The sequence below is a fragment of the Amycolatopsis sp. NPDC039088 genome, assembly GCF_055598845.1.
In genome coordinates, this window is the sequence record NZ_JBVKAE010000035.1 from 1 (window position 1) to 26,915 (window position 26,915).

The following is a 26,915-nucleotide window of genomic DNA, read 5'->3' on the forward strand; positions in this document are numbered from 1 at the left end:
CGATGATCATGTACCAGACGCAGAAGGGGCAGGATGAGCGCGCCCTTTTCACGTCTGCAAGACGTCACCGGAGGGGCCACAAGGACTAACCCGAATCGCCACTCACGACCACCGCCACTCGACGCTCTACCGTCGGCCACTCAACTCCAGTTCCAGATCAGAAACCCACGGTCGCCTTCTGGATCTTCACCGGCTTAGCGGGCAGCCCGTCCGCGGGCCCGTTCGGATCCGTCGGGATGATCCCGGCGGCCACGATCCGGTCCAGCACCTCCATGCCCCGCACGACCTTGCCCATCACCGAGTAGTTCTTCGGGATGTTCGCGAACGAGTGCACGATGAAGAACTCGCTGCCGTTGGTCCCCGGCCCCTGGTTGCCCATGGCGATGGTGCCGCGTTCGTAGGTCTCGGTGCCGTCGACCTCGTCCGGGAACTTGTAGCCCGGCCCGCCCTTTTCGGCTTCGTAGATGTCGCCGCATTGCAGGACGCCGAGGCGCGAGGAGTTCGTCAGGCGCCAGCACTGGCTGTGGTCGTAGAAGCGTTGCAGCGCCAGGCTCGCCAGGTTGTGGACGGCGCAGGGAGCGGCGCCCGCACGGTTCAGGCGCACGGTCACGGGGCCGTAGTTGAAGCGGAAGGTGACGTCGACGGTGCCGCGGGTCAGCGCGAAGGGGAGCGGCCGCAGGACCGGACGGGCGGCCGGGTTCTCCGGTGTCGGTGTGAACTCGCAACGCACGATCGGCAGAGACGCCGAAGACGTGGGCGCGGCGTTGGCGACGCCGGGCAGCAGGACGGCGGCGAGTGCGGAAACGACAGCGGTGACACCCCAGCGCAGCTTCATGAGGGGGAACCTAACCCAAAAGGATGGTCGCCGGGTAGCGCTTCACGCGGGCGCGCCGCGGGTGATCGCGGAGTCGGTCCGTGAAGGCCTCCTTGCCTACCCTGAAGGTAGTGAAGGAGGCCTTCACTACCTAGGCGGGTAAGAGTGGCGGTCCAGGTGGTCGTGACCGGCGATTCGGGCTAGAACACGAATCGCCACTCACGACCAACGGAGCCGCATGTTCACCGCCGCGTACCTCGCCCTCGCGCTCGCACTGCTGCCGCCCACCGAGATCCAGCCCGACCAGGTCGACCACGTCGCCCTGCCCTGCGTCCAGACGGGCCCGTCGGCCGACGACGGCGACACCGCCAAAGCGCTCAACCAGCAACTCGGCACCAAGATGCGCGGCTACATGAACCCGTACAACACCTCGTGCGCCAGAGTCGTCGTGGAATCCGTCCGGAGAGCGGGCCTCGACGATCACGCCGCGGCCATCGCGATCGCCACGGTCATCGTCGAATCGAGTATCGCCAACCTCGACGGCGGTATGGGCGACTCGGTCGGGCTCTTCCAGCAGCGTGCGAGCTGGGGCTCCTTCGCGCAGCGGACCGACCCGGTCTGGGCGACCGGCAAGTTCCTCGCGGTGATGCGTCAGTTCTACCCGAACGACTCGTGGAAGGCCGCCACCATCGGGGACGTCGCGGCGGCGGTGCAGCGGCCGGCGGCGAAGTATCGCCACCGCTACGGGGTCGAGGCGCCCGACGCTGTCGTGATCGTCAACGAACTTTGGGTCCAGGACGGCAAGTGGCCCCCGTCCTCGAAGGAGAGCGGGGGCCGCTGAAGCCGTGTTGGAACTACTTGCGCCAGGCCGTGCGCCGCTTGCGGATGTCCAGCACCAGCGCGAACATGACCGCCAGCGACAGGCCGATCAGCCACAGGTTCTCGGTCCAGCCGTGGTGGTTGCCGTAGAGCATCACCAGCAGGATGATCGCGGTCAGCCATCCCGCGATCCGCGTCGCCTTCGGGAAGGACCCGTGCCAGCCCCATTCGGCCGACGGTTCGTCGCGGGGGTCAACGGTGTCGACGCCCACCCGGCCGCGCTTTTCGACCGCCTTGCTCGCCACGATCAACTCCTCAAGACCCGCTGGTTCACTTGCCCGCGAATGATCCCACACCTGGCTGCACGCGCCCGACGGGGCCCGCGCGACAATGACCCCCGATGACTACCTCGCGAAGTGTGCTCGTGCTCGGTTCGACCGGTTCGGTCGGCGCCCAGGCCCTCGACGTCGCGGCCCGTAACCCGGAGCTGTTCCGGGTCGCCGGGATCGCCGCGGGCGGCTCCGACCCCGCCGCGCTGGCCGCGCAGGCCCTGGCGCACCAGGTCGACGCCGTCGCCATCAGCAGGCCGACGGCCGTGGAAGACCTGCAACTCGCGCTCTACGCCGAGGCGCAGAAGCGCGGCTACTCCAGCGGCGACTTCAAGCTCCCGCGCATTTTCGCCGGGGCCGACGCGGCACTCGAGATGATCGACGCCGTCCCCGTCGACGTCGTCCTCAACGCGCTCCCCGGATCACAGGGCCTCCCGCCGACCCTGCGCGCGCTCGCCACCGGCGCCACGCTGGCGCTCGCCAACAAGGAGTCGCTGATCGCGGGCGGTCCGCTCGTGCTGGCCGCGGCCAAGCCCGGCCAGATCGTCCCGGTCGACTCGGAGCATTCGGCGATCGCCCAGGCCCTGCGCGCCGGTCGCGAAGCCGAGGTCGCCAGGTTGGTCCTCACCGCTTCCGGCGGGCCGTTCCGCGGCCGCAAGCGCGCCGAATTGGCCGACGTCACCGTCGAGCAGGCGATGGCGCATCCGACCTGGTCGATGGGCCCGCTCATCACCATCAACTCGTCCACCCTGGTCAACAAGGGACTGGAGCTGATCGAGGCGAAGCTCCTCTTCGACATCGAGACCGACCGCATCGACGTGGTCGTCCACCCGCAGTCGATCATTCACTCGATGGTGACCTTCGTGGACGGCTCGACGATCGCCCAGGCCAGCCCGCCCGACATGCGGCTGCCGATCGCGCTGGCCCTGCATTGGCCGGACCGCGTCCCCGGCGCCGCGGCCGCGTGTGTCTGGGACAAGCCCGCGAGCTGGACTTTTGAGCCGCTGGACAACGAGGCGTTCCCCGCCGTCGAGCTGGCGAGGCACGCCGGAACCGTCGGCGGCTGCGTCCCCGCGGTCTACAACGCGGCGAACGAGGAATTGGTCGCCGCTTTCCTGGCACAGAACACCGGCTTCACCTCGATTGTGGACACTATTGCCCAGGTGGTGGAAGCCGCCGACGAATGGCGTCGCGAGCCTCGCGACGTGGATGACGTACTAGCTGCCGAGCGCTGGGCTCGCGCGCGTGCCGGTGCGCTGATCGGTAAGGGGAAATAGCGCGTGGTCTTCATTCTCGGGATCGTGCTGTTCGCGCTGGGCATCTGCCTGTCGGTCGCGCTGCACGAGGCCGGTCACATGTGGGCGGCCAAGGCCTTCGGCATGAAGGTCCGGCGCTACTTCATCGGCTTCGGGCCGACGATCTTCTCCTTCCGGCGCGGCGAGACCGAGTACGGCCTCAAGTGGATCCCGCTCGGCGGATTCTGCGACATCGCGGGGATGACCGCGCTCGACGAGGTCACGCCGGACGAGTCGAAGCGCGCGATGTGGCGCTTCAAGACCTGGAAGCGCACCGTCGTCATGTCGGCGGGCTCGGCGATGCACTTCATCCTCGGTTTCATCATCCTGTACCTGATGGCCGTGACCATGGGCCTGCCGAACCCGGCCGCGCAGGCCGCCCCCACCGAGGCCGTGATCAGCGCCACGTCGTGCGCCCGCGCCGCGACGACCATGGAACAGCTCAACGACACGTCCTGCCCGCCCGGCGCCCCGACGCCGGCGAAGACCGCCGGCCTGCAGGCAGGCGACAAGGTGGTTTCCGTCGCGGGCAAACCGATCAAGACCTGGCGCGAAATGCTCGCGGCCGTCCAGGTCGCGAGTGGCCCGACGCCGTTCGTGGTCGAGCGGAACGGGCAGCGGATCGACCTGACCGTGGACGTGCCGAGGGTGCAGCGCCTGGTCGCCGACGGCTCCAACAAGACCACGGTCAAGGACGTCGGCATGATCGGCGCCTCACCGGTCCAGAACACCGCGCCCGCGCTGCTGAGCTACGGCCCGGTCGACGCGATCGGCGGGACGCTCAGCTTCACCGGCACGATGTTCTCCGAAACCGCCAAGCGGCTGATCGAGTTCCCGTCGCGGATCCCCGCGGTGGTGGACTCCATTTTCGGCGGCGAGCGCGACCCGAACACCCCGGTCAGTGTGGTCGGCGCCAGCCGTATCGGTGGCGAGGCCGCCGAGCGCGGTCTGTGGGAGATCTTCGTCCTCCTGCTGGCGAGCCTGAACTTCTTCATCGGCGTGTTCAACCTGCTGCCGCTGCTCCCGCTCGACGGCGGGCATATCGCGGTCGTCTGGTACGAGCGGGTCCGTGACTGGTTCCGGAAACTGCGCGGCAAGGCGGCGGGTGGCCCGGTCGACTACACGAAGCTTTCCGCGATCACGATGGTGCTCGTCTTCATCGGCGGCGCGGTGACTCTGCTCACCGTCACCGCCGACATCGTGAACCCGGTCAAGCTGTTCCAGTGACGGCGGCCGTCGATTACGGAGCGCACTGTCAGGATCGTTGGGCTGCCCAGGTAATGCTGCTCACCGTGACGGCTGACGTCGTGCATGTCCGCCGATCGGGGTAGGTACGCTTGAGGCGTGACTGTCGCTCTTGGTATGCCAGCGCTTCCTCCTCCCGTCCTCTCCGAGCGTCGCAAGACCCGACAGCTGCAGGTCGGGTCGGTCGGCGTCGGTAGCGAGCACCCGATTTCGGTGCAGTCGATGACCACTACCCTCACCTCCGACGTCAACGCGACGCTGCAGCAGATCGCCGAGCTGACCGCTGCGGGCTGTGACATCGTGCGGGTCGCGTGCCCGTCGGCGGACGACGCCGAGGCGCTGCCCGCGATCGCGAAGAAGTCGCAGATCCCGGTGATCGCGGACATCCACTTCCAGCCGAAGTACGTGTTCGCCGCGATCGAGGCGGGCTGTGCGGCGGTCCGGGTGAACCCGGGCAACATCCGCAAGTTCGACGACCAGGTCAAGGAGATCGCGCGGGCGGCGAAGGACCACGGCACGCCGATCCGGATCGGGGTCAACGCGGGTTCGCTGGACAAGCGGATCATGGACAAGTACGGCAAGGCGACCCCGGAGGCGCTGGCGGAGTCGGCGCTGTGGGAGGCGTCGCTGTTCGCCGAGCACGACTTCCACGACGTCAAGATCTCCGTGAAGCACAACGACCCGGTGGTCATGGTGCGCGCGTACGAGATCCTGGCCGAGCAGTGCGACTACCCGCTGCACCTCGGCGTGACCGAGGCGGGCCCGGCGTTCCAGGGCACGATCAAGTCGGCCGTGGCGTTCGGTGCGCTGCTGCGCCAGGGCATCGGGGACACCATCCGGGTGTCGCTGTCGGCGCCGCCGGTGGAAGAGGTCAAGGTCGGGATTCAGATCCTGCAGTCGCTCAACCTCAAGGAGCGCAAGCTTGAGATCGTGTCCTGCCCGTCGTGCGGGCGCGCGCAGGTGGACGTCTACACCCTCGCCGAGCAGGTGACCGCCGGGCTGGAGGGCATGGAGGTCCCGCTGCGCGTCGCGGTCATGGGCTGTGTCGTCAACGGCCCGGGTGAGGCGCGCGAGGCCGACCTCGGTGTCGCGTCGGGCAACGGCAAGGGCCAGATCTTCGTCAAGGGCGAGGTCATCAAGACCGTCCCCGAGCACGCCATCGTGGAAACGCTGATCGAAGAGGCCATGCGCATCGCCGAGGAGTCGGGCCAGACGATCGGCGAGGGGGAGCCCACCGTCAGCGTCGGCTGAGATCGGCCAGGTGGTCGAGACCACGCTGAGAAAGGCCTTTCCTCGCAAATTTTGCCAGGAAAGGACCTTTCCTGGCGCTTGTGGGCCCCCACCAGCCAAGGTTCTCTCAGCGTGTCGTAAAGCTTGCGTTCCGTTTAAGCCGCTCATCTGGCACCCTGGAGTGGTGTTGCGGCTTGCAGGTGCACGGCTGCTCGATGATCGGGACTATCCGGCGGTCCGTGCCGCGCTCGCCACAGACCCGGTCGGCAGCTGCATGGTCAGTGCCAGGGTGGAGACGGCGGGTCTCGACCCCTGGCGGCTCGGTGGTGAGCTCTGGGCGGCCGATTCCCGGCCGGTTCGCGCCGGCAGGCTCCAAGGACTGTGCTTTTCCGGGCCGAATCTGATCCCCTTGCGCGGCAACGCCTCCGCCTTGCGGTCCTTCGCCGATCGCGCCCTGCGCCGCCAGCGCAGCTGCTCCTCGCTGGTGGGCCCGGCCGAACAGGTCCTCGGGCTGTGGGACGAACTCGAGCCGGAATGGGGCCCCGCCCGCGAGGTCCGGCACGACCAGCCGCTGATGGCGCTCGACGGGATCCCGGCCGTGGCCTCGGATCCGCTGGTCCGCCCGGTGCGCCCGGAAGAACTCGACCGGTACCTTCCCTCCGCGATCGCCATGTTCATCGAAGAGGTCGGGGTCGACCCCCGCAACGGTGACGGCGGCGCCGGTTATCGCGCCAGGGTGGCGGAACTGATCGCCGCCGGTCGCGCGTTCGCGCGGTTCGAGGACGGCGAGGTCGTCTTCAAGGCCGAGATCGGCGCGATGTCTTCGACGGTCGGCCAGATCCAGGGTGTCTGGGTGCATCCGGAACGGCGTAGCGGCGGTCTCGGCACGGCCGGGACGGCGTCCGTCGTGACCAGGCTCGTCCGTGGGATGAACCGCACCGCGAGCCTGTACGTCAACGCCTACAACGGCCCGGCGCTCGCCGCCTATCGCAAGATCGGCTTCCAGCAGGTCGGGCAGTACGCGACGGTTCTTTTCTGAGTCGGCGTTTCGTCCGGTCGGAAACCGCCGGGACTGGCAGGATCCGGTGCATGCCAGCAGGTCGTCGTGTCTCCGTCGTCATGCTCGCGGGGGTGGTCGGCCTGGCGGCCGCCGGCTGCGGCCTGTTCGCCGATTCCGGCCCCGAAGACGCCATCACCGGCTTCCTCGACGGCCTCGCCTCCGGTGACACCGCCGCCGCGGCCTTCTTCACCGATTCGCCGGACGCCGCGCGGTCGTCGCTGGAGATGGCGCGGAGAGCGCTTTCCCCGGAGTCGATCAAGGTCGCGGCCAAGAACGTCCAGCACGCCTCCGGCGCGGACGACGGGACGGCGACCTACGAGCTGACCTGGAACCTCCCACGCGGCCGGGTCTGGACGTACAAGGCCGACGCCCAGGTGCATTCCACTCAGGACGGTTGGAAGGTGCGGTGGCTGCCGACGGCGCTTCACCCGCAACTGGCCGCGCAGCAGACCATCACGCTGAAGTCCGAGCCGCCGGATCTCGCCCCGGTGCTCGATCGCGACGGAATGCCGTTGCTGCGCCCGCAGACCGTCGTCAGCGTCGTGCTCGACCCGGCGAAGGCGGGGGATCTGGTCGCGGTCTCCGACAAGCTCGGCGCCGCGCTCAACCGCTTCGAACCGTCGGTGACCGGACAGTCCATCCGCGACGGGGTGAAGACGGTCAAGCCCGGAGCCGGTTATCCGGTGATGATCCTGCGGGCGAACGACTACCAGCAGGTGAAACCCGAGATCTACGACCTGCCCGGCGTCCGGTTCAGCCAGCAGGACAGGTTGCTGCCCGACGACAAGAACTCGGGCAAACAAGTGCTGCCCGCCGTCCGCTCGCTCGTCGAGGACCAGGTGGACGGCGCGGCGGGCTGGCGCGTCGTCACGCTCGACGTGAGCGGCGGCGAGATCATCGATCTGCACAACGAACAGCCCAAACCGGCACCCGCGGTCGTGAGCACGCTCAGTGTGAAGACACAGGGTTCGGCGGAGCGGGCGCTCGCCCCGCTCCCGACGGCCTCCGCGCTGGTCGCGATCCAGCCGTCGACCGGCGAACTCCTCGCCGTGGCCCAGAACGCCCCGGCCGACGCGCAGGGCGCGATCTCGCTCAGCGGCCGGTTCCCACCGGGTTCCACGTTCAAGGTCGCCACCGCGGTCGCGGCGCTGTCCGCGGGCGCGGTGCAGCCGGGCAGCCCGGTCGACTGCCCCGGCACGGCCACCTTCGAGAACCGGACGGTGCCGAACGAGGGCAAATTCGCCCTCGGTGTCATCTCGCTGTCGAAGGCGTTCGCGCATTCGTGCAACACGACGTTCGCGAAGCTCGCGACGGACCTCCCGCCCGCGGCGCTGACCGACGCGGCGCGAGACCTCGGCATCGGGGCCGACTTCGTCATCCCCGGCGTGACCACGATCACCGGCTCGGTGCCGCCCGCGAACACCGTCGCGCAGCGCGCCGAGAACGGCTTCGGCCAGGGGACCGTCGTGACGAGCCCGTTCGGGCTGGCGGTCGCCGCCGCGACGGTCCAGTCCGGGAAGATCCCGGTGCCGACGCTGGTGCGGGGGATGGCCGCGACGTCGTCCGGACTGGGCAAGCCGATCCGGCCGGAGGTGCTCGACGCCGTCCGCGGGATGATGCGCGAGGTCGTCACCGACGGCACGGCGACACTGCTCAAACCCCTGCCCGAGGTCAGGGGCAAGACCGGGACCGCCCAGTTCGGCGACGGGACGCATTCGCACGGCTGGTTCGTCGGCTACACCGGTGACCTGGCGTTCGCGGTACTGGTCACCGACGGCGGGACGTCCAAACCGGCGGTCGAGGCGGCGCAGCGCTTCCTGACGGGACTCGGCTAGCGAGCAGGTCGTAGGCTGGGCTCATGTCCGTTCGTTCCCCCTTGAAGCCCGGCGTCCAGACGCCGAGGCGACTCGTCCCCGCCAGCATCGCCCGCCCCGAGTACGTCGACCGGCCGGCGCCGAAACGCGACGCGGGCAACGGGGTCCGCACGCCCGAGGTGATCGAGGCGATGCGCGTCGCGGGCCGGATCGCGGCGCAGGCGCTCGAGGAGGGCGGCAAGGCCGTCAAACCCGGCGCGACCACGGACGACATCGACAAGGTGATCCACGAGTTCCTGCTGGACAACCACGCCTACCCGTCGACACTGGGCTACCGCGCCTTCCCGAAGTCGTGCTGCACCTCGCTCAACGAGGTCATCTGCCACGGCATCCCGGACTCGACCGTGATCGAAGACGGCGACATCTGCAACATCGACGTCACCGCGTTCATCGGCGGCGTCCACGGCGACACCAACGCGACGTTCCTGGCGGGTGACGTTTCCGAGGAGGCGCGGCTGCTGGTCGAGCGCACGCGTGAGGCGACCATGCGTGCCATCAAGGCCGTCCGGCCGGGCAGGCAGCTCAACGTCATCGGCCGGGTCATCGAGGCGTACGCGAAGCGGTTCGGGTACGGCGTCGTGCGTGACTTCACCGGCCACGGCGTCGGGCCGGCGTTCCACACCGCGCCGACCGTCCTGCACTACGAGGAGCCGTCGGTCGACACGATCATCGAGCAGGGCATGACCTTCACGATCGAGCCGATGATCACCCTCGGCACCATCGACTACGACATCTGGGCCGACGACTGGACCGTCACCACCAAGGACAAGAAGTGGACCGCCCAGTTCGAGCACACCCTCGTGGTGACCGAGGACGGCGCGGAGATCCTCACCCTGCCGTAAGTGACTCGTGAGTGGTAAGGACGGTTCTAACCAACGGTGTTCTGGGTGACTACGGCGGGTGAGTCGGGTAGCGGCCGGTCCGTGAAGGACTCCTTGAGGGACCCAGAGTCCCTCGATGTTCCCCTCACTCGTCCTGGACCGCGATCACGAGCCTCAGTAGCACCACCCACCACAACGGCGGCGCGTGAAGGCCTCCTTCCCTCGGCTCAGCCGAGTGAAGGAGGCCTTCACGTCTTCCCCAGTACATGCGAGCAAAGCCGCAGGCCGCGCGTAGGTACCTAGGAAAGGGTTCGCTCTAACCGTCATTACCACTCACGAGCCCACCTGCTCAGTCCTCTTCCCGCTCCACCCGGGCCAGGAGTTCGTCGAGGAAACCGCACGCCTCGGTGGCGGCCCGGTCGGCGTCGCCGTCGGCGATGGCCTCGGCGAGCCCCTCGTGGCCGATCTCCGGCAGGTACTCGCGTCCCGGCGTCACGTTCGACGTCGCGGCCACGCTGGCCGTGATCACCTCGGTGAGCCCGCGGTACATTTCGGTCAGCAGCGTGTTGTGTCCACTTTGGACGACGGCGAAGTGGAATTCCGCGTCGAGACGGGCGAAATCCTCCCAGTGGCGTTCCCGCAGTTCCTCGTTGCGGCGGGCGAGCAGCTCCCGGAGGGTGGCGACCTCCTCCTCGGTCCGCGACACGGCCGCGAGCCGGGCCCCTTCGACTTCGAGGATGCGCCGGACCTGCAGCACCTCGCGCAGCTCCGAACCGCACAACCGCCGGATCGCGCCCGAGACCTCGCTTGTCGCCCGCACGTAGGTGCCGTCGCCTTGCCGGACCTCGAGCAGTCCCGTATGCGCGAGCGCGCGGACGGCCTCTCGGACGGTGTTACGCCCGACCCCGAGCTGTCCCGCCAGCTCCGGTTCGGTCGGAATCCGCTGCCCGATGGGCCATTCTCCCTGCGTGACGGCGTCACGCAGCTGCTCGATGACCTGATCTACCAGGCCGGCCCGGCGCGTGGTGGCCAATGGCACAGCGTTGTCCCTTCATCCAATCATCCTATGTATGTGATACTAGCCGACGTGCGTGTCGACTCTCGAGAATCCGCTTCCCCGTTCGACGAGCGTCTTGAACTCGAAGGCGCGATCGAAACGGAATGGCGGCCGGGAGTGATCACCGGCGGTCTGCTGCTCGGTGTGGCGGTGATCCTGGTCGCGCTGAACCTGCGCCCGGCGATCACCAGTGTCGGCCCGATGCTCGGCGACATGCGCGCCGACCTCGGCGCCACGGCGACCTGGGCCGGCGTGCTCACCACGCTCCCCGGCCTCTGCTTCGCGGCCGCCGGTCTCACCGCTCCCGTGCTGGCCCGCCGGTTCGGCGTCGGCGCCGCCATCGCTGCCGCGCTGTCGATTCTGGCCGTGGGCCTGGTGCTGCGGGTGCTCGACGGGCCGTACGTCGTTCTCGGGGGAACGCTGGTGGCCACGGCCGGAATCGCCTTGGCGAACGTGCTGATCCCAGTCGTCATCAAGGACTCCTTCCCGGCGCGTGTCGGCATGATGACCGGCGTGTACACCGCCGCTCTTCAGGGCGGAGGCGCCCTGGGGTCCGCGCTCACCCCTCCCTTGGAGAACGCGTTCGGCGGCTGGCGCCAAGGGCTCGGCGCCTGGTCGGTGCTGGCGGTGCTCGCACTCCTCGTCTGGATTCTCGCAGCCCGCGGTACGGGGCGTGCGACCGTCGACGAGGCAGGCAAGCAGGGTAGCGGGCGATCGCTGTTGCGTAGCCCGCTTGCGTGGATGGTCACGCTTTTCTTCGGCACTCAGGCCTTTTTGGCCTACGTCGTGATGGGCTGGCTGCCGGAGGTGATGATCGACGCCGGGGTGAGCAAGGGCGATTCCGGCCTGCTGCTCGGGCTGATCTCGCTGATCGCCGTCCCGATCAGCCTCGTGGTCGCGCCGATGGCCGCGCGGCACCGCAGCCAGAGCGCGTGGATCGTCGGGCTGGGTGTCTTCGGCTTCGCCGGAATGGTCGGCATGATGCTCGCCCCGAGCGCCTCGCCGCTGCTCTGGAGCATCCTGATCGGCCTCGGGATGAGCGTCTTCTCCCTCGCGTTGACGGTGATCGCGCTGCGGGCGCGCACCGGCGCGGACACCGCGCGGCTCTCCGGGATGGCGCAGGGCATCGGCTACCTGATGGCGGCCGTCGGGCCGTTCCTGTTCGGCTTGCTCCACGACGTCACCCACGACTGGACCGTTCCCTGGATCATGATGCTCGTGGTCTTCGCCGCGCAGATGACCTTCGGTGCCTTCGCTGGCCGCCGTCGCTTCGTCTGAACGCGTTCAAAAAACTTCTTGACCCCACACGTGGCGGAGCCATACGCTGAGCGAGTTGAACCTGTTCAAAAACTCGGTTCTGGGGGTCGGCGTGGTGGAGGACCTGGCGTTCGGGGCGGCTCTTGCCTGCTTCGCCGCGGTATGCGTGGCGGTGGCGCCGGCTCGGACGGCACCCGTTGTTTCGCCGTTCGAGTTCTACCGCGCCGTGGACCGGGTGTGCGTGCGGGTGGGGGAGGACAGCGACGCCGCGATCCGGCGTTACTGGCCGGACCCGGAGGGGGACGTCGCGACGGAGCAGCGCAAGTGGCAGCACTACGTCGCGACGAAGGTGGACGACGCCAAGGACGTCCTCAAGGGGGCGACGGGGGTTCGCACGGTGCCGGGAGGGGCGGCATCGGCGCGTGAGGAGTTCTTGGCGGCCGTCCACCATTACGTCGAGGCGGCCGAGCGGTTCCACCAGGACGGGGCCCGCTCGGCCGTCCTGATGGGCGCCTCGGACACCAAGATGAACGTGGTGACCGCGCTCGCGGCGCGGCACGGGGCCCGCAACTGCGAACGCGTCATCTGACATGCCGTCGCATTTAGAGGACTAAATGCGGAGCCGGGCTCAGTCCAGTGGCAGGTTCAGCAGCGCGTTCTCGATCAGCTCCGGCATCGCCGGGTGGATCCAGTACTGCCCACGGGCCATGCTCTTCGCGTCGAGACCGAAGCTCATCGCCTGGATCAGCGGCTGGATCACCGATGACGCCTGCGGGCCGATGATGTGCGCGCCCAGCAGTTGCCCGGTGGCCGGGTCGGCGAGCAGTTTCGCGAAGCCGGTGGTGTCCTCCATCGCCCAGCCGTAGGCGATACCGGCGTAGTCCTGATGAGACGTCACATACGACACGCCTCGCTCGCGCGCCTCGCGTTCGGTCAGCCCGACCGAAGCGACCTGCGGTGAGGTGAAGACCGCGTGCGGGACGAACCGGTGGTCGGCTTCGATCCGCTCGTCCGGATTCAGCAGGTTGTGCTGCACGACGCGCTGCTCGTGGTTCGCGACGTGCTTCAGCTCGAAGACCGACGAGATGTCGCCGAGCGCGTAGATCCCGTCGACCACGGTCTGCTGGTATTCGTCGACCACGACGTGCCCGCGTTCACCGGTGGTCACGCCGGTGGCGGCGACGTCGAGGATGTCCGAGTTCGGCGTGCGACCGGTGGCGACCAGCAGCACCTCGGCCTCGACGGTCTCGGCGCCCTGAGGGCCTTCGAGGTCCAAGGCGACCCCCGACGAGGTCTTGCGGGCGCGGACGGTCTTCCGGTCGAGCCGGATGTCGAACCGCTGCGAGGCCAGTTCGGTGAACCGGGCGCTGACGTCGTCGTCCTCGGAACGCAGCAGCGCGCCGGAACGGTTGACCACGGTCACCTTCACCCCGAACGAGGCGAAGACGTGCGCGAACTCGGCCGCGATGTACCCGCCGCCGAGGATCACGATGCCGGCGGGCAGTTCGTCGAGCCGCATCACCGTGTCGGAGGTGTGGTAGCCGGTTTCGGCGAGCCCGGGGATGTCCGGGATCACCGGGCGGCCGCCGGCGGCGAGCACGAACCGGTCGGCGGTGATCGTTTCGGCCGGGCGGCCGTCGGAGTAGCTGACCCGGAGTTCCTTGTGGCCGGTGAAGCGGCCTTCGCCCTCGTACACGGTGACGTTCTTGTTGTCCTCGTGCTCGACGCGGTATTCGCGTCCACCGGCGGCGATCGGGTCGATCCGCCCGAAGATCCGGTCGCGGACGTCGCGCCAGCGGACCCCGGTCAGCTCCTCGTCGACGCCGAACTTCGCCGACGACGCCGGCGTGGCCGCGACGTTGGCGGCGTGCACGAACATCTTCGTCGGGATGCAGCCCACGTTCAGGCAGGTGCCACCGAACGTGCCCTTCTCCACGATCGCCGTGTTCCAGTCCGCGAAACGCGGGTCGAGGATCGAGTTGCCCGATCCGGTACCGACGATCACCAGGTCGTAGTGGGGCACGCTGTCTTCCTTTGCGGCGGGAGCGGGTGGTTCCGACTCTAGCCAACCTGTCACGGTGACCGGTTGTTCCCGGTCGCGAGCGAAGGTCCACCCGTTTCAGTGACACCGCATCGGGCCTTCTCCGATTAGGGTATTCGCGATCGCTTGTGTACGCGCTGGAGTCGTTTGATCACGACCACGATGATCGCGATGGCCCAGTGCCGCGGCGCCCCGGCCCCTGCCACCAGATGGCAGTACGTACGCCCCGGTGAAGGGACAGAACATGCCCAAGAAGTCACGTCGCACCCTGCTGCTCGCTGTCGGAGCGGTACTCGCGACGGCCGTGATGGTGCCGATCGGCCTCACCAGCGCGTCGGCGGACGACAGTGCGGTGAGCGGACCGGACAAGGCCGCCGAGCCGAGGATCGTGGGCGGGGAGAAGGCGTCGGTCTCGCAGTATCCCTACGCGGTCTACTTGGCCGACCGCGACGGTAACCAGTACTGCGGGGCGGTGATCGTCAGCTCCACGACGGTCGCGACGGCCGCGCACTGCGCGGTCGCGGTCAAACGCGCCGACGTCCGGGTCGTCGCGGGACGGCAGGACAAGCGTTCGCGGGATGGCGTGGAACTGCGTGTTTCGCGGGTCTGGGTCAGCCCCGACTACAGCGGCGATCCCGGCAAGGGCGACGACATCGCGGTGATGACGGTCAGCGGCCAGCTGCCGTACCGGCCCGCGAAGGTCGCGGACAACGGCAACGCCGACCTGTACAGCGAAGGGACGAAGGCCACGGTCCTCGGCTGGGGCCGGGTCGCCGACGGCGGCGCTCGTTCGGACTACCTCCGCAGCGCGGTCGTCCCGGTGGTCAGCGACAAGACCTGCCGGAGCGCGTACTCGGGCTACGACCCGATCGACATGGTGTGTGCCGGTTACCCCGAAGGCGGGATCGACGCCTGTCAGGGCGATTCGGGTGGCCCGCTCGTCGTGGGTGACACGCTGATCGGGATCGTTTCGTTCGGCGAAGGCTGCGCGAAGCCGAACAAGCCGGGCGTCTACACCCGTGTCTCGCACTACGCGAACGAGATCTCCCAGCAGAACAGCCGGGGGCTGATCGGCTGATCCATGCCTTCTTCACGTCCGATGTGCTACCAAGTGGGACGTGAGCACCGACACCCCGATCACCGAGACCACGTCGTTCCCGCTGTCCGTCGCCGGTGACGAGATCACCGCCGCTCAGTTGCACGACATCCTCCGCCTGCGCGTGGACGTCTTCGTCGTCGAGCAGGAGTGCGCCTATCCCGAGATCGACGGGCGCGATCTCCTGCCCGGCACCCGTCATCTCTGGATCGGCGGTTCCGTCACCGTCGACTCGTATCTGCGGGTGCTGCAGGACGCCGGCGGCACCTTCCGGATCGGGCGGGTGTGCACGGCGGTCCGCGCACGCGGCAAGGGACTGGCGGGACGGCTGATGGAGACCGCGCTCGCGGGGATCGGGGACGCGCCGTGCGTGCTCAACGCGCAGACGTACGCGACGGACTTCTACGCCAAGTACGGATTCGTGGCCGAAGGCGACGAGTTCCTGGAGGACGGCATCCCGCACATCACGATGTGGCGCCGGGAGGTGCGGTAGCCGTGATCACCCCGACCGCGCGGTCCACATCGGCCTCGGTGAGGTCGGCCCGCGCGGTCAGGCGCAGGCGGGAGATGCCGTCGGGTACGGACGGCGGGCGGAAACAGCCGACCCGGACGCCCTGATCCGCGCACGAAGCGGCCCACACGACGGCCGCCTCGGGGGACGGCGCCTGCACAGAGATCACCGCGGCGTCCGGGAGACCGACCCGGAACCCCGTCGCTTTCAGTTGCATCGCAAGGTTTCCGGCCGCGTCGGTCACCTTGGTGGCCAGCTCCGGCTCGGCCTTCAGCGCGTTGAGCGCGGCCAGCGCGGCGGCGGCACTGGCGGGCGCGAGCGCGGTGTCGAAGATGAAACTGCGCGCGGTGTCCACGAGATGCTTGATCACGCGACGCGGCCCGAGTACCGCTCCGCCTTGTGCCCCAAGGGATTTCGACAGCGTGATCGTGGTGACGACGTCCGGCGCGCCGGAGAGCCCCGCCGCGTTGACCGCACCGCGGCCACCCTCGCCGAGGACGCCGAAGCCGTGGGCGTCGTCGATGAGCAGTGACGCGCCGTGCTCCCGGCAGACCGCCGAGAGTTGCTCCAGCGGCGCGATGTCGCCGTCGACGGAGAACACGGAATCGGTGACGACGAGCGCGCGCGGTTTGCGGCGGGTCGCGAGGGCGTGCTTGAAAGCGTTCGGATCGCTGTGGGCGACCGCGGCGATGTCCGAACGGGACAGCCGGCAGCCCTCGATCAACGAGGCGTGGATGTACTTGTCCGTGACGATCGCGGAATCCGCGCCGGACAGTGCCGTGACGGCGCCGAGGTTCGCGGTGAAGCCGGACGAGAAGACCAGCGCGGCCTGCGCGCCGCAGAAGCGGGCGAGTTCGTGCTCGAGTTCGACGTGGACCTCGGTTGTGCCGGAGACGAGCCGGGATCCCGTCGACCCGGCGCCCCAGCGCAACGCGGCGGCCGCGGCGGCACCGGCGACACGCTTGTCGCGGGCGAGCCCGAGGTAGTCGTTGCCGGCGAGATCCAGCTCCGGTTCCTGCGCCTGCCGGATGCGCAGCTTGCGCACCAGCCCGGCCTCGGCCCGCTTCTCCGCCTCCACGTCGAGCCAGTCGAAGACCTGGTCGGGAGGGAGGTTCTGGGGAGCGGGGGCAGGAGAGTTCACGTCCCGCAGTCTCCCATCCGGCGTTCGGCGCCGGGCGTGGTGGTCCCCACAGCGAACGCAAGGAAAGGTCCTTTCCTCGCAAAATTTGCAAGGAAAGGACCTTTCATGGCACTAGCCGCCGGATGGACCGGCTTCAGTTACTTCAGCTGTCGAAGCTGCGACGCGGGCCGCGGCTCGGACGCTGCGGGCGGCCACTGCCGCCGCCGGACTCGGTGCGACGCGGGCGGCCGCGGAAGCCGCCGGGACGGCCGCCTTCGCGGTGACCGTGACCCTCGCGCGAACCCTGGTAGCCACCGCGGTCGCCGCCACCGTAGCCGCGGCCACCGCCGCGACGCGGGGACTCACGACGACGCTCGATGACCGGCTCGCCGCTGGGCTGCTGCGCACCGGTGATGCGAATGAGCTCGGCGTCGCCAGGGCGGACCGTGGTCTGCTCGGCGCGGACACCGGCGCGGTCGGTCATCCGGCGCACCATGCGGCGCTGGTCGTGGGTGACCAGCGTGACCACGACACCGGACGCCCCGGCGCGCGCGGTGCGGCCCGCGCGGTGCAGGTAGTCCTTGTGGTCGGCGGCCGGGTCCACGTGCAGCACCAGCGAGATGTCGTCGACGTGGATACCGCGCGCGGCGACGTCCGTGGCGACGAGGACCGGGGCGAAGCCTTCCTTGAAGTCCGCGAGGACCCGGTTGCGCTGGCCCTGGGTCTTGCCGCCGTGCAGTGCGGCCGCGTGGACGCCCTTTTCGCGCAGGCGCTCGGTGAGACGGTCCACGTGGTGCTTGGTGCGGACGAACATGATCGTGCGGCCCTCGCGGGCACCGATCTCGGTGATGACGTCCTGCTTGTCCTGGTGCGACACCTGGAACACGTGGTGGTCCATGGTGGTGACGCTCGCGGTCGACGGGGCGACCGAATGCGTGACCGGGTTGGTCAGGTAGGCGCGGACCAGCCGGTCGACGTCACCGTCGAGGGTGGCGGAGAACAGCAGGCGCTGGCCGTCACGCGGGGTCAGGTCGAGGATCTCGCGGACCTGCGGCATGAAGCCCATGTCGGCCATCTGGTCGGCCTCGTCGAGCGCGATGAAGGTGCACTCCGACAGCGACGCGGTGCCCTGGCGGACGTGGTCCGACAGCCGGCCCGGGGTGGCGATCAGCAGGTCGACGCCACGGGAAAGCGCGTCGGCCTGACGGGTGAAGGCCATGCCGCCGACGGCGGTGCGGCACCACAGGCCGAGCGACTTGGCCAGCGGGGTCAGCGAGTCGGCGACCTGCATGGCCAGCTCGCGGGTCGGGACCAGGATCAGCGCGCGGGGGTGCTTCGGGCGGGCCCTGCCGCCGTTGAGCCGGGTCAGCATCGCGAGGCCGAAGGCCAGGGTCTTGCCGGAACCGGTCTGCGCGCGGCCGAGCACGTCGCGGCCGGAGAGCGCGTCGGGGATGGTCGCCGACTGGATCGGGAAGGGGGTGGTGATTCCGCCCTCGGCCAAGGCCTTCAGCAGCGGGTCGGGAAGCCCGAGCTCCGCCCAGGTCGTGGCCTTGACACTCTCGACGGCGTCGTTGTGCAGCATGGCGTCACCCGCGGGGCGGGTACGCGGCTTGCGGTGCTGCCTTGCCGACGGTGAGGTGGGGCCGGAGTTGAACGTGACTGTCACAAATGCCTCTCGGACGTGGTACGTCACAAGGAGGCCCGGGGCTGCCCGCACGCAAGGCAGGGCAAGATGGTGTGCACAGATGGGCGTTCACAGGGACGAACCCGGCACACCGCGTCTGCATGACACCGCGCGCCAATTGGTTGATACGGATACCGCGAGCCATTCGGTTGGCTTTGGAGGCGACGGACACCACTCATCCACGCCGCCGATTGCGGTCTAGCACTACTGTACCGGACCGTTATCCGGCCGCCCAACGGGAGGGACCGATTGTGGGCAGGGTCTCCACGACGGTGCTCTTCCAGGAGACGCCATGAAGGGGTCTTCCAAGACGGATTCCGTCCTGGAAGACCCCTTCATGACACTGTGGACAGTCGGTCAACTTCCCTGACAGGTCACCGACGGCTGCACCGGATTCGTCCCCGCCGACTCGACGACGAGACCGAACGTCGTCTCGCCGTCCGGCGCGACCGCGCCGTTCCAGTTCGCGTTCCGGACGTTCACCGCGTTCCCCGTTTGGCTCAGCGTCCCGTTCCACACGCTGGCGATCCGCTGCCCGGCGGGAAGCGTCCAGCCCGCCAGCCACCCGCCGTAAGCGGTCGTGCTGTGGTTCATGATCGTCACGGTCGCCTGGTAGCCGCCGGACCACGTGTTCGTGACGGCGAACATCGCCATGCACGAACCACCTCCGGGCAGCGACGAGGTCGTCGTCGTCGACGAGGGCGGCGTGCCCGGGTCGTTGATCCCCGTCACCTCGCCGTTGCCCCCGTCGAACACGACGTCGGAGCAGCCGTAGAACGTCTCGGCGCTGTCTGAGCGCTTCCAGACCGAGTAGATGATGTGCCTGCCCGTCTTGTTCGTCGGCAGCGCGCCGCTCCACTTGTACTGACCTTCGACCGTGCCGACGGAGCCGGTCACCGGCGGATGGTCGATGGTCAGGAACGGCTGGTCCTCGAAGTCGTCCCAGCGCAGTGCCCGGTTCGGATCCCAGCCGTCCTTGGTGACGTAGGTGTAGAACCAGCCCGGATGCGCCGCCCACGCGTTGTAGGAGAAGTCGAACGTCGCGCCGGCCGTCAGATGCGTGAGCGGCCAGTCGCCGACGCCGTCGTAACCGGCGAAGCCGGGGTTGCCGCCCGAGCACAGCTTCCCGTCGGGGATGAAGCCGCGGGTACGTCCGGCACCGTCGGAGCGCAGGACGGAGAACCAGTTGTAAAGCGAGTTCGCGCCGCTGGTCCGGACGGCGGCGGCGCAGGCCGGATTGTGCGGGACGATCTCACCGGTCGGGGACAGGCCGTCCTTCCAGCAGAGGAACGTGCGGCTGCCCGGTTTCATCATCGCGCCGTGCGCGGCGGCTGTGCCGGTGTTCAGCACCACGGCGAACACGCTCGCCAGTAGCACGGTCACGACGGCCAGGACGGTACTTCGTTGTTTCGTCACGTCGGCTTCGCCCTTCTCCCATGCGGACATGGCCGCCTGGCGGTGGCGGCCGGTGCGTATGGGAGCGCTCCCATTCATGAGGGTAGGCCAACTCCAGGTGGTGGGGAAGAGCTTTCACAGGTCTCGAAGCAAGAGGGTCTTGAGGGATCCCCATGGGACCGATTTCGCTCCATGGGGATCCCTCAAGACACCTCGGCACGACAACCTCAGCGCAGCCCGGCGATCTCCCGCAGTTCCTCGATCAGCTCCGGGACGGCCGTCAGCCGCTCGGGCAGTCCTCGCGAGTGGAACCACGTGGCGATGTTCCGCACGTCGCGCGCGAGGAACTCGAGCCCACCGGGGTTGGCCACGATGTCGACCACCTGCGGGAGATCGATCACCATGATCCGCTCGCGGTGGACGAGCAGGTTGTACGCCGAGAGGTCGCCGTGCGCGAGCCCTTGCGACGCCAGGAGTTCCAGCATCGCCGACGTCTGGAACCACAGTTCCCGCAGCTGCTCCGGCTCGGGCCGGACCTGTGCCAGCCGCGGCGCCGCCGTGTCGCCGTCGCCGAGGAACTCCAGCAACAGCTCGGTACCGTCCCGTTGCACCGGATACGGCACCGGCGCGCCGACCGCCCAGAGTTTGCTCAGCGCGGAGAATTCGGCCACCGCCCACTGTTCGGCGATGAGGTTGCGGCCGAAACTGCTGCGCGACTCCATGGCCCGCATTTCGCGCGACCGCCGCATCCGCCTGCCTTCGAGGTAGCCGGCGTCGCGGTGGAACAGCCGGTGCTCCCCGCTGCGGTACCGCTTGGCGGCCAGCACCGTGCCCGGCGTGTCGGGCAGGCCACGGCGTACGAGATGGACGTCGGCCTCCTTGCCGGTCTTGAGGATGCCGAGTTCGGTGTCCACCGCCGCCAGTTCGGTGATCACCCAGTCCGGCCGCGGATACGGCCCGTGTTCGGCTTCGCCCCAGGTGCTCCAGCGGTCGCCGCCACCGGGGATGGCGGTTTCGGTGTAGGCGTCTTCGCGCAGCCGGGCGAGCCGGGCGCGTTCGGCCTCGGTGAGCCGACCGCCGCGGTCGGGTTCGGGTTCGTCGTCGAACCGGCCGCGCTGGGCACGACGAGGACGGCCGATCTTTTCGAAAGCGTGGGATTCTTCGAGTTCGTGCTTGCGCACTGGTGGGTTCTCCTAGTCAGGGTGCCCCACCGGGCGAGCGTGGTCGCGCTCAGCCGCGAGGGGCGAGTGGATGGGGGCGGCAAAGGCCCCGGACAGTCATCAGCACGAGGCACCTCCCAGTCGCATCCACCGGCTCCTGCCGGATCGCGCCCGATCATGCCGGACGCTCTCTCGCGCCCGCAACCGAATTAACGTCGTGAGTGGCGACGGCTCACCGCCACACTCCTCGACGCCCTACGCCGACCGCAGCCCGGCCAGTTCGCTCCGCGACCGCACCTTCAGCTTCCGCAGCACGCTCGCGACATGCTGTTCCACCGTGCGCCGCGACAGGAACAGCACCTCGGCGATCTCCCGGTTGGTGTGCCCGGCGGACAGCAGCCGGGCGACGTCGCGCTCGCGCGGGGACAGCTCGTCGCCGTAGCCCCGGCGGCCGCGGCGGGACGGGGCGACGGCGCCGGTGGACCGGAACGCGTGGCGGCAGCGGGCGGCGTCGCGAGTGGCGCCGAGCTGGTCGAACGTCTCGGCGAGCGCGGAGAAGGTTTCGGCGACGTCCTCGTTCCCGGCCAGGCGGCAGCGCGCGGCCCGCTCCGCGATCAGTGCCGCGTGATACGGCGCCGGGAGGGCGTCGAAACGCGTGCGTGCCTGCTCGAAGGCCAGGATCGCCTCGGTGTGCTCTCCTCGCGAGGCCGCGACGATCCCGCGGTTCGCGGCCAGTGCCGCGCGCGTCGACGGCGCGTCGAGGCCGGAGATCTCGCGTTCGAACTCGTCGGTCAGCGCTTGCGCCGCGGCGTCCCGTCCGGTGGCGCAGTACGCGTCGGCGGCGGCCATGACGAGATCGGCGCCCCAGGCCCAGACACCCTTGGCGCGCAAGAGTTCCAGTCCCTTCTCGGCCTGCGCGACGGCGGCCTCGCCGAGGTCCTGCGCGAGCAGCATGCCCGCCATCCCGGCGTGCGCGGCGATCGCGACCGGGGTGAACGCGTTCTCCGGCTGGTCCGCCGCGGTTCCGGCGAACCGGGCCGCGGCTTCGTCCCATTCACCGCGGGCGGCGGCGAGCAGACCGAGCACGAGACACAGTTCGCTGGTCACCGGCAGGAGGTCGCGGTACTCGTCGATGAGCGCGCCCGCCCGTTCGGCGAGGCCGTCCCAGTTCCCGGTGAGCCAGTCGGTGTGGACCGCCGTCGCCCGCGCGGTGCTGACGACGTACGGTGCGCCGCAGTCGGCGGCCAGTTGCATCCCGCTGCGCAGCAGGCTCCTGGCGCGCCGGTGGTGGCCGATCCAGGCGCAGGCGTCGGCGCTGTTGCAGTGCAGCCGCGCCAGATGCCGTTGCTCGTCGGCCGAGCCGACGCTGGTGGGCGCCCGGTCCAGCATGGCCCAGCCGCGAGCGTCCCCGATGTGCAGCCGCGACGCGACGTTGTTGGCCATCAGGATGATCCGCAGCCGCCGGTCGGTCGCCCGTTCGATGAGCCCGTCCACCCGGTCCATCCAGCGCCGGTGCTCGTGCAGCGGGGTCGCGCCGACCCACGGCTGGGCGAGTACACCCATCCCGCGTCCGGCGAGGTCGGGGCGGTCGGCGAGGTCGTTGACGGCGATCTCGATCTCGGTCCTGGCCGCCTCCAGCCCGCCAGCCTGGCGCACCAGCAGGAGCCCGAGTCCCAGCCGGACTTCGCCGCTCAGACGACCGGACAGCCTGCCGTCGGTGAGCAGCCGTTCCAGTGCCGGGACGACCTCCGCCTGTGCGAGTCCGTTGCACGCCACCGAACTGAACTTGACCGCCAGTCTGTCCACATCGGACGGCTGGAGGCCCGGTTCGTCGAGCAGGGTGCGGAGCAGATCCGTCGCCGTGGCGAGGTCGCCGACCGTCGACGCCTGATCGGCGGCCGCCTCGCCGTACTTCAGGGCACCGGCCCGGTCGCCCGCCTTGCGGCAGTGTTCGGCGAGCCGCACCAGTGACTGCGGGAGGCGGTCGCGCAACAGCCGGGCGGCACGCCGATGCAGTTCCTGGCGGTCGGGGCCGGGGATGGTGCGGTAGACGGCCTGCTGGGCGAGCGCGTGCCGGAAGCCGTATTCGCCTTCGCCGGTCTCCACCAGGACGTTGCGTTCGAGCGCGACGACCAGGGCGCGGTGGGCGCGTTCGGGGGTGAGCGCGGCCGCGGCCGTCAGCAGGTCCGAAGTGGACGGTGTGCCGAGGACGGCGGCCGCCTCGGTGATCCGCCGGGCCGTTGACGGCAGTCCGGCGAGCCGTTCCACGGTCGCTTCCCGCAGCAGCGCCGGGACTTCGACGGCGTCGAGCAGCCGCCGTGCGGTCGCGCCGTCGGCGTGCACCGCGCCTTCGATACCCCCGATCGCGTGCACGACCTCCTCGACCACGAACGGTATTCCCGCGGTCCGCTCGTGCAGGCGTGCGGCGAATTCCGCCGAGACGTTCGCCTCGCCGAGCAGCGCCGACACCAGCGCCTGGACGCCGTCGCGGTTCAGGGGACGGAGCGTGACGAGCACATGCTCGGTGCCGGGCGCGGGCCGGTAGGCGCTGCCGAGCGGGATGCCGCCGGGGGTTTCCTCACGCCGGTAGGTGAGCAGGAGGGTCAGCCCGGTGGGCGGGTCGGTCATCAGGAACCGCAGGAGGCGGCGGGAGCCGTCGTCCGCCCAGTGGAGGTCTTCGATGAGGAGGACGTGCGGGCCCAGCGAGCCGAGCAGTTCCCGGACGGCGCGGAAGAGCCGGTGCCGGTCGGCTCTCGGGTCGCCGAGCCTCAGTGGTGGCGGGGGCAGGAAGGCCGCGAGCTCCGGCAGGTAAGGCCCGAGTACGCCGGTCACGGGGTTGAGATCGCGTGGCGGGCGGACGTCCTTGAGCGCGTCGAAGACGACGCCGTACGGGAAGGGTTCGCGCAGTGGCTGGCAGCTCCCGGTGAGGACCGGCCGTCCGGCCAGTTCGGGGCAGGCCAGCAGTTCGGTGGCTAGCCGGGTCTTGCCGACGCCCGCTTCACCTTCGAGCATGATCACCGCGGGCGAGCGCATCGCGCCGTCGAGGATCGCGCGTAGTTCCGCATCACGGCCGACGAGTACCGGCGAACTCGTCCTGCGTCGGCATCCACCGATCACCATGCCGGGTCACCCCCGCTTCACGAACAACACCGTTCGAGTGAACGCAGCTTAAGCGCCCGCTCAGTGATCACGGAACCCGCTCGGACGGTCACAGAACTTTCGTAGGGACGGGGGCTTTCCCTATTAGATACGTAGTCCTACGGACCGTTGCCTCGCTTGTTCGTGCAGGTACCGCCACCCGACAGTGATTCCTACGTGACCGCATGTCACGGCGTCGGCCCGGACCCTGCCGGCGCGAACCACCTGTTCGAGTGAACGGAGCTCAGGAAATGCGTGGAGATCTTCGACGTCACCGGATCGCGGGTGCGGTGCTCACCGGGGCCGCTGTCGCGGCTTCCGTGGCCTTCGCCGGACCGGCCACGGCCGCCGAGGGACAGATCCGCGGCGCCGGCGTACCGGGAGCCGTCACGGACGGGTACATCGTCTCGCTGAAGAGCGGCGACGCCGGCCTCGCGGCCAAATACGGCGGTCAGCTGAAGGCGACCTACACCGCGGCGCTGAACGGCTTCTCGGCCAAGATGACCGAGGCACAGGCGAAACGGCTCGCCGCCGACCCCAACGTCGACTTCGTCCAGCAGGACGCGGTCGCGCACATGACCGGAACCCAGACCAACCCGACCTGGGGCCTCGACCGCGTCGACCAGAAGAACCTCCCGCTGGACCGGAAGTACACCTACCCGAACGACGGAGCCGGTGCCACGGTCTACGTCGTCGACACCGGTGTCGACTACCGCCAGACGGAGTTCGGCGGCCGCGCGACCAGCGGATACGACTTCATCGACAACGACAGCGACGCCCGCGACTGTCAGGGACACGGCACGCACGTCGCCGGCACCGTCGGCAGCGCCACCTACGGCGTGGCCAAGGGCGCCAAGATCGTCTCGGTCCGCGTGCTGAACTGCCAGGGCAGCGGCCAGTACTCGCAGATCATCAGCGGGATCGACTGGGTCGTGAAGAACGCCAAGGGCCCGTCGGTGCTCACCATGAGCCTGGGCGGACCGGCCGACTCCGGGGTCGACGCCGCCGTGCGCCGCGCCGTCTCGGCGGGCATCACCAACACGGTGGCGTCGGGGAATTCCAACACCGACGCCTGCTCCACCAGCCCGGCTCGCGTACGTGAGGCCATCACCGTCAACGCCACCCAGAGCGACGACCGCCGGTCGTCGTTCTCGAACTACGGCAGCTGCACCGACATCTTCGCGCCCGGCACCAACATCACCTCGCTGCGCAACGGTGGCGGCACCCAGCAGATGAGCGGCACCTCGATGGCGACGCCGCATGTCGCCGGCGCGGCCGCGATCTACCTGACGTCGAACCCGTCGGCGACCCCGGCCGCCGTCGCGTCCGGTCTGGCCAACGCCGCCACCTCCGGTGTCGTGACGAGCCCGGGTTCCGGTTCGACCAACAAGCTGCTGAACGTGGCGGGTCTCTGATGCGCCGCGGCGTACGGGCCGGCCTGGTGGCCGTCGCGGCCACCGCGCTGGCGGCGTTCGCCGCGGGCAACGCCCTCGCCGCGGAGGCGGAAGGCGTTGTCGTGCAGGCGAATCAGCACTACGGCGACCAGTACATCGTGGTGCTCCACGACGTCGGCACGCTGGCGGTCGAGCAGTCCTCGGCCGCGCTGACCGGCCGCTACGGCGGTGAGGTCCGGTCCGCGTACAAGAACGTGCTCCGTGGATTCTCGGTCAAGGGCCTCTCCGAGCGGCAGGCCAGGCGGCTCGCGGCCGACCCGGCGGTCAAGGCGGTCTACCAGGACGGCACCGCGCGTGCCGTCGGCACCCAGACCAACCCGACCTGGGGCCTCGACCGGATCGATCAGAAGAACCTGCCGCGCGACAAGAGCTTCACGTACCCGAACACGGGCGAGGGCGTCACGGCGTACGACCTCGACACCGGGATCAACCCGGACAACCCCGAGTACGAGGGGCGCGCGTCCATCGGCAAGGACTTCGTGGGCGGCAACGGCAAGGACTGCAACGGGCACGGCAGTCACACCGCGGGCACCATCGGCAGCAAGACCTACGGCGTGGCGAAGAAGGTCAAGCTCGTCGGGCTGAAGGTGCTGGGCAACGACTGCTCCGGCAACGGTCCCGACTCCGCCATCGTCGACGCGGCCGAATGGCTGACCGCGAACGGCACCAAACCGGCGGTGGCGAACCTGAGCCTGCGGATGGACCAGGTCGGGCTCGGCGACGACGTCATCAAGAAGTCCATCGCCGCGGGCTTCGTCTACGCGGTGGCGGCGGGCAACGAGAACCAGAACGCCTGCAATGTCAGCCCCGCCCGTATCCCCGAGGCGATCACGGTCGGCGCCTCGGACGAGAACGACAACAAGTCCTCGTTCTCCAACCACAGTTCGTGCGTGGACATCTTCGCCCCTGGCAGCAACATCACGTCGCTGTCCACGTCCAACGGTGGTTCGGCGAACATGAGCGGGACGTCGATGGCCACGCCGCACGTGGCCGGGGCGGCGGCGCTGTACCTCGCCGCGAACGCCGGTGCCACCCCGCAGCAGACGCGGGACGCGCTGGTGACCAACGCCTCCGACGGCGTGCTCAAGGGACTGCCGTCCGGCACGGTCAACAAACTGCTGAACGTGTCGTTCATCGGCGGCGGTGGCCCCACGCCGACGTGCGGGGCCAAGTCCAACACGACACCGGTGTCCATTCCGGACGCGGGTGACGCGGTGACCAGTTCGGTGACGCAGGACGGCTGCGACGGCAAGGCGTCGGCGACGCTGCCGGTCAAGGTCGACATCGCGCACACCTACACCGGTGACCTGGCGATAGACCTGATCGGGCCGAGCGGTGCGGTGTTCGGCCTCAAGCAGGCGGGAGGGATCGGCGAGGCGAGCGGCGTGCACACGTCGTACACGGTGAACGCCTCGTCCGAACCGGCGAACGGGACCTGGAAGCTGCGGGTCCGTGACGTCTACCGGTTCGACAGCGGGACGATCGAAGGATTCTCCATCACCTTCTGAGTCCTTG

The 26,915-nt window shown here is 69.3% G+C and carries 22 protein-coding genes; 13 read left to right on the forward strand and 9 right to left on the reverse strand.

Annotated features, from left to right (window positions below; genetic code table 11):
* Positions 1 to 157 precede the first annotated feature (157 nt).
* Positions 158 to 835 (reverse strand): peptidylprolyl isomerase, encoded by a 678-nt coding sequence (locus ACZ7KI_RS33865; RefSeq protein ID WP_470277106.1) that lies wholly within the window; start codon positions 833 to 835, stop codon positions 158 to 160.
* A gap of 217 nt (positions 836 to 1,052) precedes the next feature.
* Between ACZ7KI_RS33865 and ACZ7KI_RS33870 the strand changes: the two genes are divergently transcribed.
* Complete coding sequence (locus ACZ7KI_RS33870) at positions 1,053 to 1,655, forward strand: hypothetical protein (protein ID WP_470277107.1); 603 nt, start codon at positions 1,053 to 1,055, stop codon at positions 1,653 to 1,655.
* 13 nt (positions 1,656 to 1,668) lie between these two features.
* Here the strand turns inward: ACZ7KI_RS33870 and ACZ7KI_RS33875 are convergent, their stop codons facing one another.
* Positions 1,669 to 1,938 carry a DUF2631 domain-containing protein gene (locus ACZ7KI_RS33875; protein WP_470277108.1) on the reverse strand — a complete coding sequence of 90 codons (270 nt, stop codon included), beginning with the start codon at positions 1,936 to 1,938 and terminating at the stop codon, positions 1,669 to 1,671.
* Positions 1,939 to 2,033: 95 nt separating this feature from the next.
* On the opposite strand from ACZ7KI_RS33875, the gene dxr reads away from it, so the two are divergent.
* From dxr to map, 6 genes are all read left to right on the forward strand, one after another.
* Positions 2,034 to 3,239, forward strand: a complete 1,206-nt coding sequence (gene dxr, locus ACZ7KI_RS33880; protein ID WP_470277109.1) for a 1-deoxy-D-xylulose-5-phosphate reductoisomerase — start codon at positions 2,034 to 2,036, stop codon at positions 3,237 to 3,239.
* A 3-nt stretch (positions 3,240 to 3,242) separates the two neighbouring features.
* Positions 3,243 to 4,484, forward strand: coding sequence for a M50 family metallopeptidase (locus ACZ7KI_RS33885; protein WP_470277110.1), 1,242 nt, complete (start codon positions 3,243 to 3,245; stop codon positions 4,482 to 4,484).
* Positions 4,485 to 4,601: 117 nt separating this feature from the next.
* Positions 4,602 to 5,753, forward strand: a complete 1,152-nt coding sequence (ispG, locus tag ACZ7KI_RS33890; protein WP_470277111.1) for a flavodoxin-dependent (E)-4-hydroxy-3-methylbut-2-enyl-diphosphate synthase — start codon at positions 4,602 to 4,604, stop codon at positions 5,751 to 5,753.
* A 163-nt stretch (positions 5,754 to 5,916) separates the two neighbouring features.
* The gene (locus ACZ7KI_RS33895) at positions 5,917 to 6,771 is read left to right on the forward strand and encodes a GNAT family N-acetyltransferase (RefSeq protein ID WP_470277112.1); all 855 of its coding nucleotides are present in this window, start codon (positions 5,917 to 5,919) and stop codon (positions 6,769 to 6,771) included.
* Positions 6,772 to 6,821: 50 nt separating this feature from the next.
* Positions 6,822 to 8,627, forward strand: a complete 1,806-nt coding sequence (locus tag ACZ7KI_RS33900; protein WP_470277113.1) for a penicillin-binding transpeptidase domain-containing protein — start codon at positions 6,822 to 6,824, stop codon at positions 8,625 to 8,627.
* Between the two features lie 23 nt (positions 8,628 to 8,650).
* Positions 8,651 to 9,508: a type I methionyl aminopeptidase gene (gene map / locus ACZ7KI_RS33905; RefSeq protein WP_470277114.1), complete on the forward strand. Its 858-nt coding sequence runs from the start codon at positions 8,651 to 8,653 to the stop codon at positions 9,506 to 9,508.
* Between the two features lie 328 nt (positions 9,509 to 9,836).
* Here the strand turns inward: map and ACZ7KI_RS33910 are convergent, their stop codons facing one another.
* The gene (locus tag ACZ7KI_RS33910; protein WP_044850844.1) at positions 9,837 to 10,526 is read right to left on the reverse strand and encodes a FadR/GntR family transcriptional regulator; all 690 of its coding nucleotides are present in this window, start codon (positions 10,524 to 10,526) and stop codon (positions 9,837 to 9,839) included.
* Positions 10,527 to 10,574: 48 nt separating this feature from the next.
* Between ACZ7KI_RS33910 and ACZ7KI_RS33915 the strand changes: the two genes are divergently transcribed.
* Both ACZ7KI_RS33915 and ACZ7KI_RS33920 read left to right on the forward strand, forming a co-directional pair.
* On the forward strand, positions 10,575 to 11,822 hold the full coding sequence (locus ACZ7KI_RS33915) for a CynX/NimT family MFS transporter (RefSeq protein WP_470277115.1): 1,248 nt from the start codon (positions 10,575 to 10,577) through the stop codon (positions 11,820 to 11,822).
* Positions 11,823 to 11,877: 55 nt separating this feature from the next.
* Positions 11,878 to 12,390 (forward strand): hypothetical protein, encoded by a 513-nt coding sequence (locus ACZ7KI_RS33920; RefSeq protein ID WP_470277116.1) that lies wholly within the window; start codon positions 11,878 to 11,880, stop codon positions 12,388 to 12,390.
* A gap of 39 nt (positions 12,391 to 12,429) precedes the next feature.
* Here ACZ7KI_RS33920 and ACZ7KI_RS33925 read toward each other — a convergent pair whose 3' ends face one another.
* The gene (locus ACZ7KI_RS33925) at positions 12,430 to 13,824 is read right to left on the reverse strand and encodes a mycothione reductase (RefSeq protein WP_470277117.1); all 1,395 of its coding nucleotides are present in this window, start codon (positions 13,822 to 13,824) and stop codon (positions 12,430 to 12,432) included.
* Positions 13,825 to 14,086: 262 nt separating this feature from the next.
* Between ACZ7KI_RS33925 and ACZ7KI_RS33930 the strand changes: the two genes are divergently transcribed.
* Together ACZ7KI_RS33930 and ACZ7KI_RS33935 are read left to right on the forward strand one after the other, a co-directional pair.
* Positions 14,087 to 14,920: a S1 family peptidase gene (locus ACZ7KI_RS33930; protein WP_470277118.1), complete on the forward strand. Its 834-nt coding sequence runs from the start codon at positions 14,087 to 14,089 to the stop codon at positions 14,918 to 14,920.
* 40 nt (positions 14,921 to 14,960) lie between these two features.
* Positions 14,961 to 15,431 (forward strand): GNAT family N-acetyltransferase, encoded by a 471-nt coding sequence (locus tag ACZ7KI_RS33935; RefSeq protein WP_470277119.1) that lies wholly within the window; start codon positions 14,961 to 14,963, stop codon positions 15,429 to 15,431.
* Here the strand turns inward: ACZ7KI_RS33935 and ACZ7KI_RS33940 are convergent.
* From ACZ7KI_RS33940 to ACZ7KI_RS33960, 5 genes are all read right to left on the reverse strand, one after another.
* Positions 15,403 to 16,590, reverse strand: a complete 1,188-nt coding sequence (locus ACZ7KI_RS33940) for an 8-amino-7-oxononanoate synthase (RefSeq protein WP_470277120.1) — start codon at positions 16,588 to 16,590, stop codon at positions 15,403 to 15,405. The genes ACZ7KI_RS33935 and ACZ7KI_RS33940 overlap by 29 nt on opposite strands.
* Positions 16,591 to 16,732: 142 nt before the next feature.
* Positions 16,733 to 18,235 (reverse strand): DEAD/DEAH box helicase, encoded by a 1,503-nt coding sequence (locus ACZ7KI_RS33945; RefSeq protein WP_470277121.1) that lies wholly within the window; start codon positions 18,233 to 18,235, stop codon positions 16,733 to 16,735.
* Positions 18,236 to 18,610: 375 nt separating this feature from the next.
* Positions 18,611 to 19,699, reverse strand: coding sequence for a lytic polysaccharide monooxygenase auxiliary activity family 9 protein (locus ACZ7KI_RS33950; RefSeq protein ID WP_470277122.1), 1,089 nt, complete (start codon positions 19,697 to 19,699; stop codon positions 18,611 to 18,613).
* 176 nt (positions 19,700 to 19,875) lie between these two features.
* Positions 19,876 to 20,829 (reverse strand): serine protein kinase RIO, encoded by a 954-nt coding sequence (locus tag ACZ7KI_RS33955; RefSeq protein ID WP_470277123.1) that lies wholly within the window; start codon positions 20,827 to 20,829, stop codon positions 19,876 to 19,878.
* Between the two features lie 234 nt (positions 20,830 to 21,063).
* Entirely contained in the window at positions 21,064 to 23,928 is a 2,865-nt protein-coding gene (locus ACZ7KI_RS33960; RefSeq protein WP_470277124.1) for an ATP-binding protein, read from the reverse strand.
* A 269-nt stretch (positions 23,929 to 24,197) separates the two neighbouring features.
* Between ACZ7KI_RS33960 and ACZ7KI_RS33965 the strand changes: the two genes are divergently transcribed.
* On the forward strand, positions 24,198 to 25,361 hold the full coding sequence (locus tag ACZ7KI_RS33965; protein WP_470277125.1) for a S8 family peptidase: 1,164 nt from the start codon (positions 24,198 to 24,200) through the stop codon (positions 25,359 to 25,361).
* A complete protein-coding gene (locus ACZ7KI_RS33970; RefSeq protein WP_470277126.1) occupies positions 25,361 to 26,908 on the forward strand; it encodes a S8 family peptidase in 1,548 nt (515 codons plus the stop codon). The genes ACZ7KI_RS33965 and ACZ7KI_RS33970 overlap by 1 nt, the downstream gene beginning before the upstream one ends.
* Positions 26,909 to 26,915: the final 7 nt, after the last annotated feature.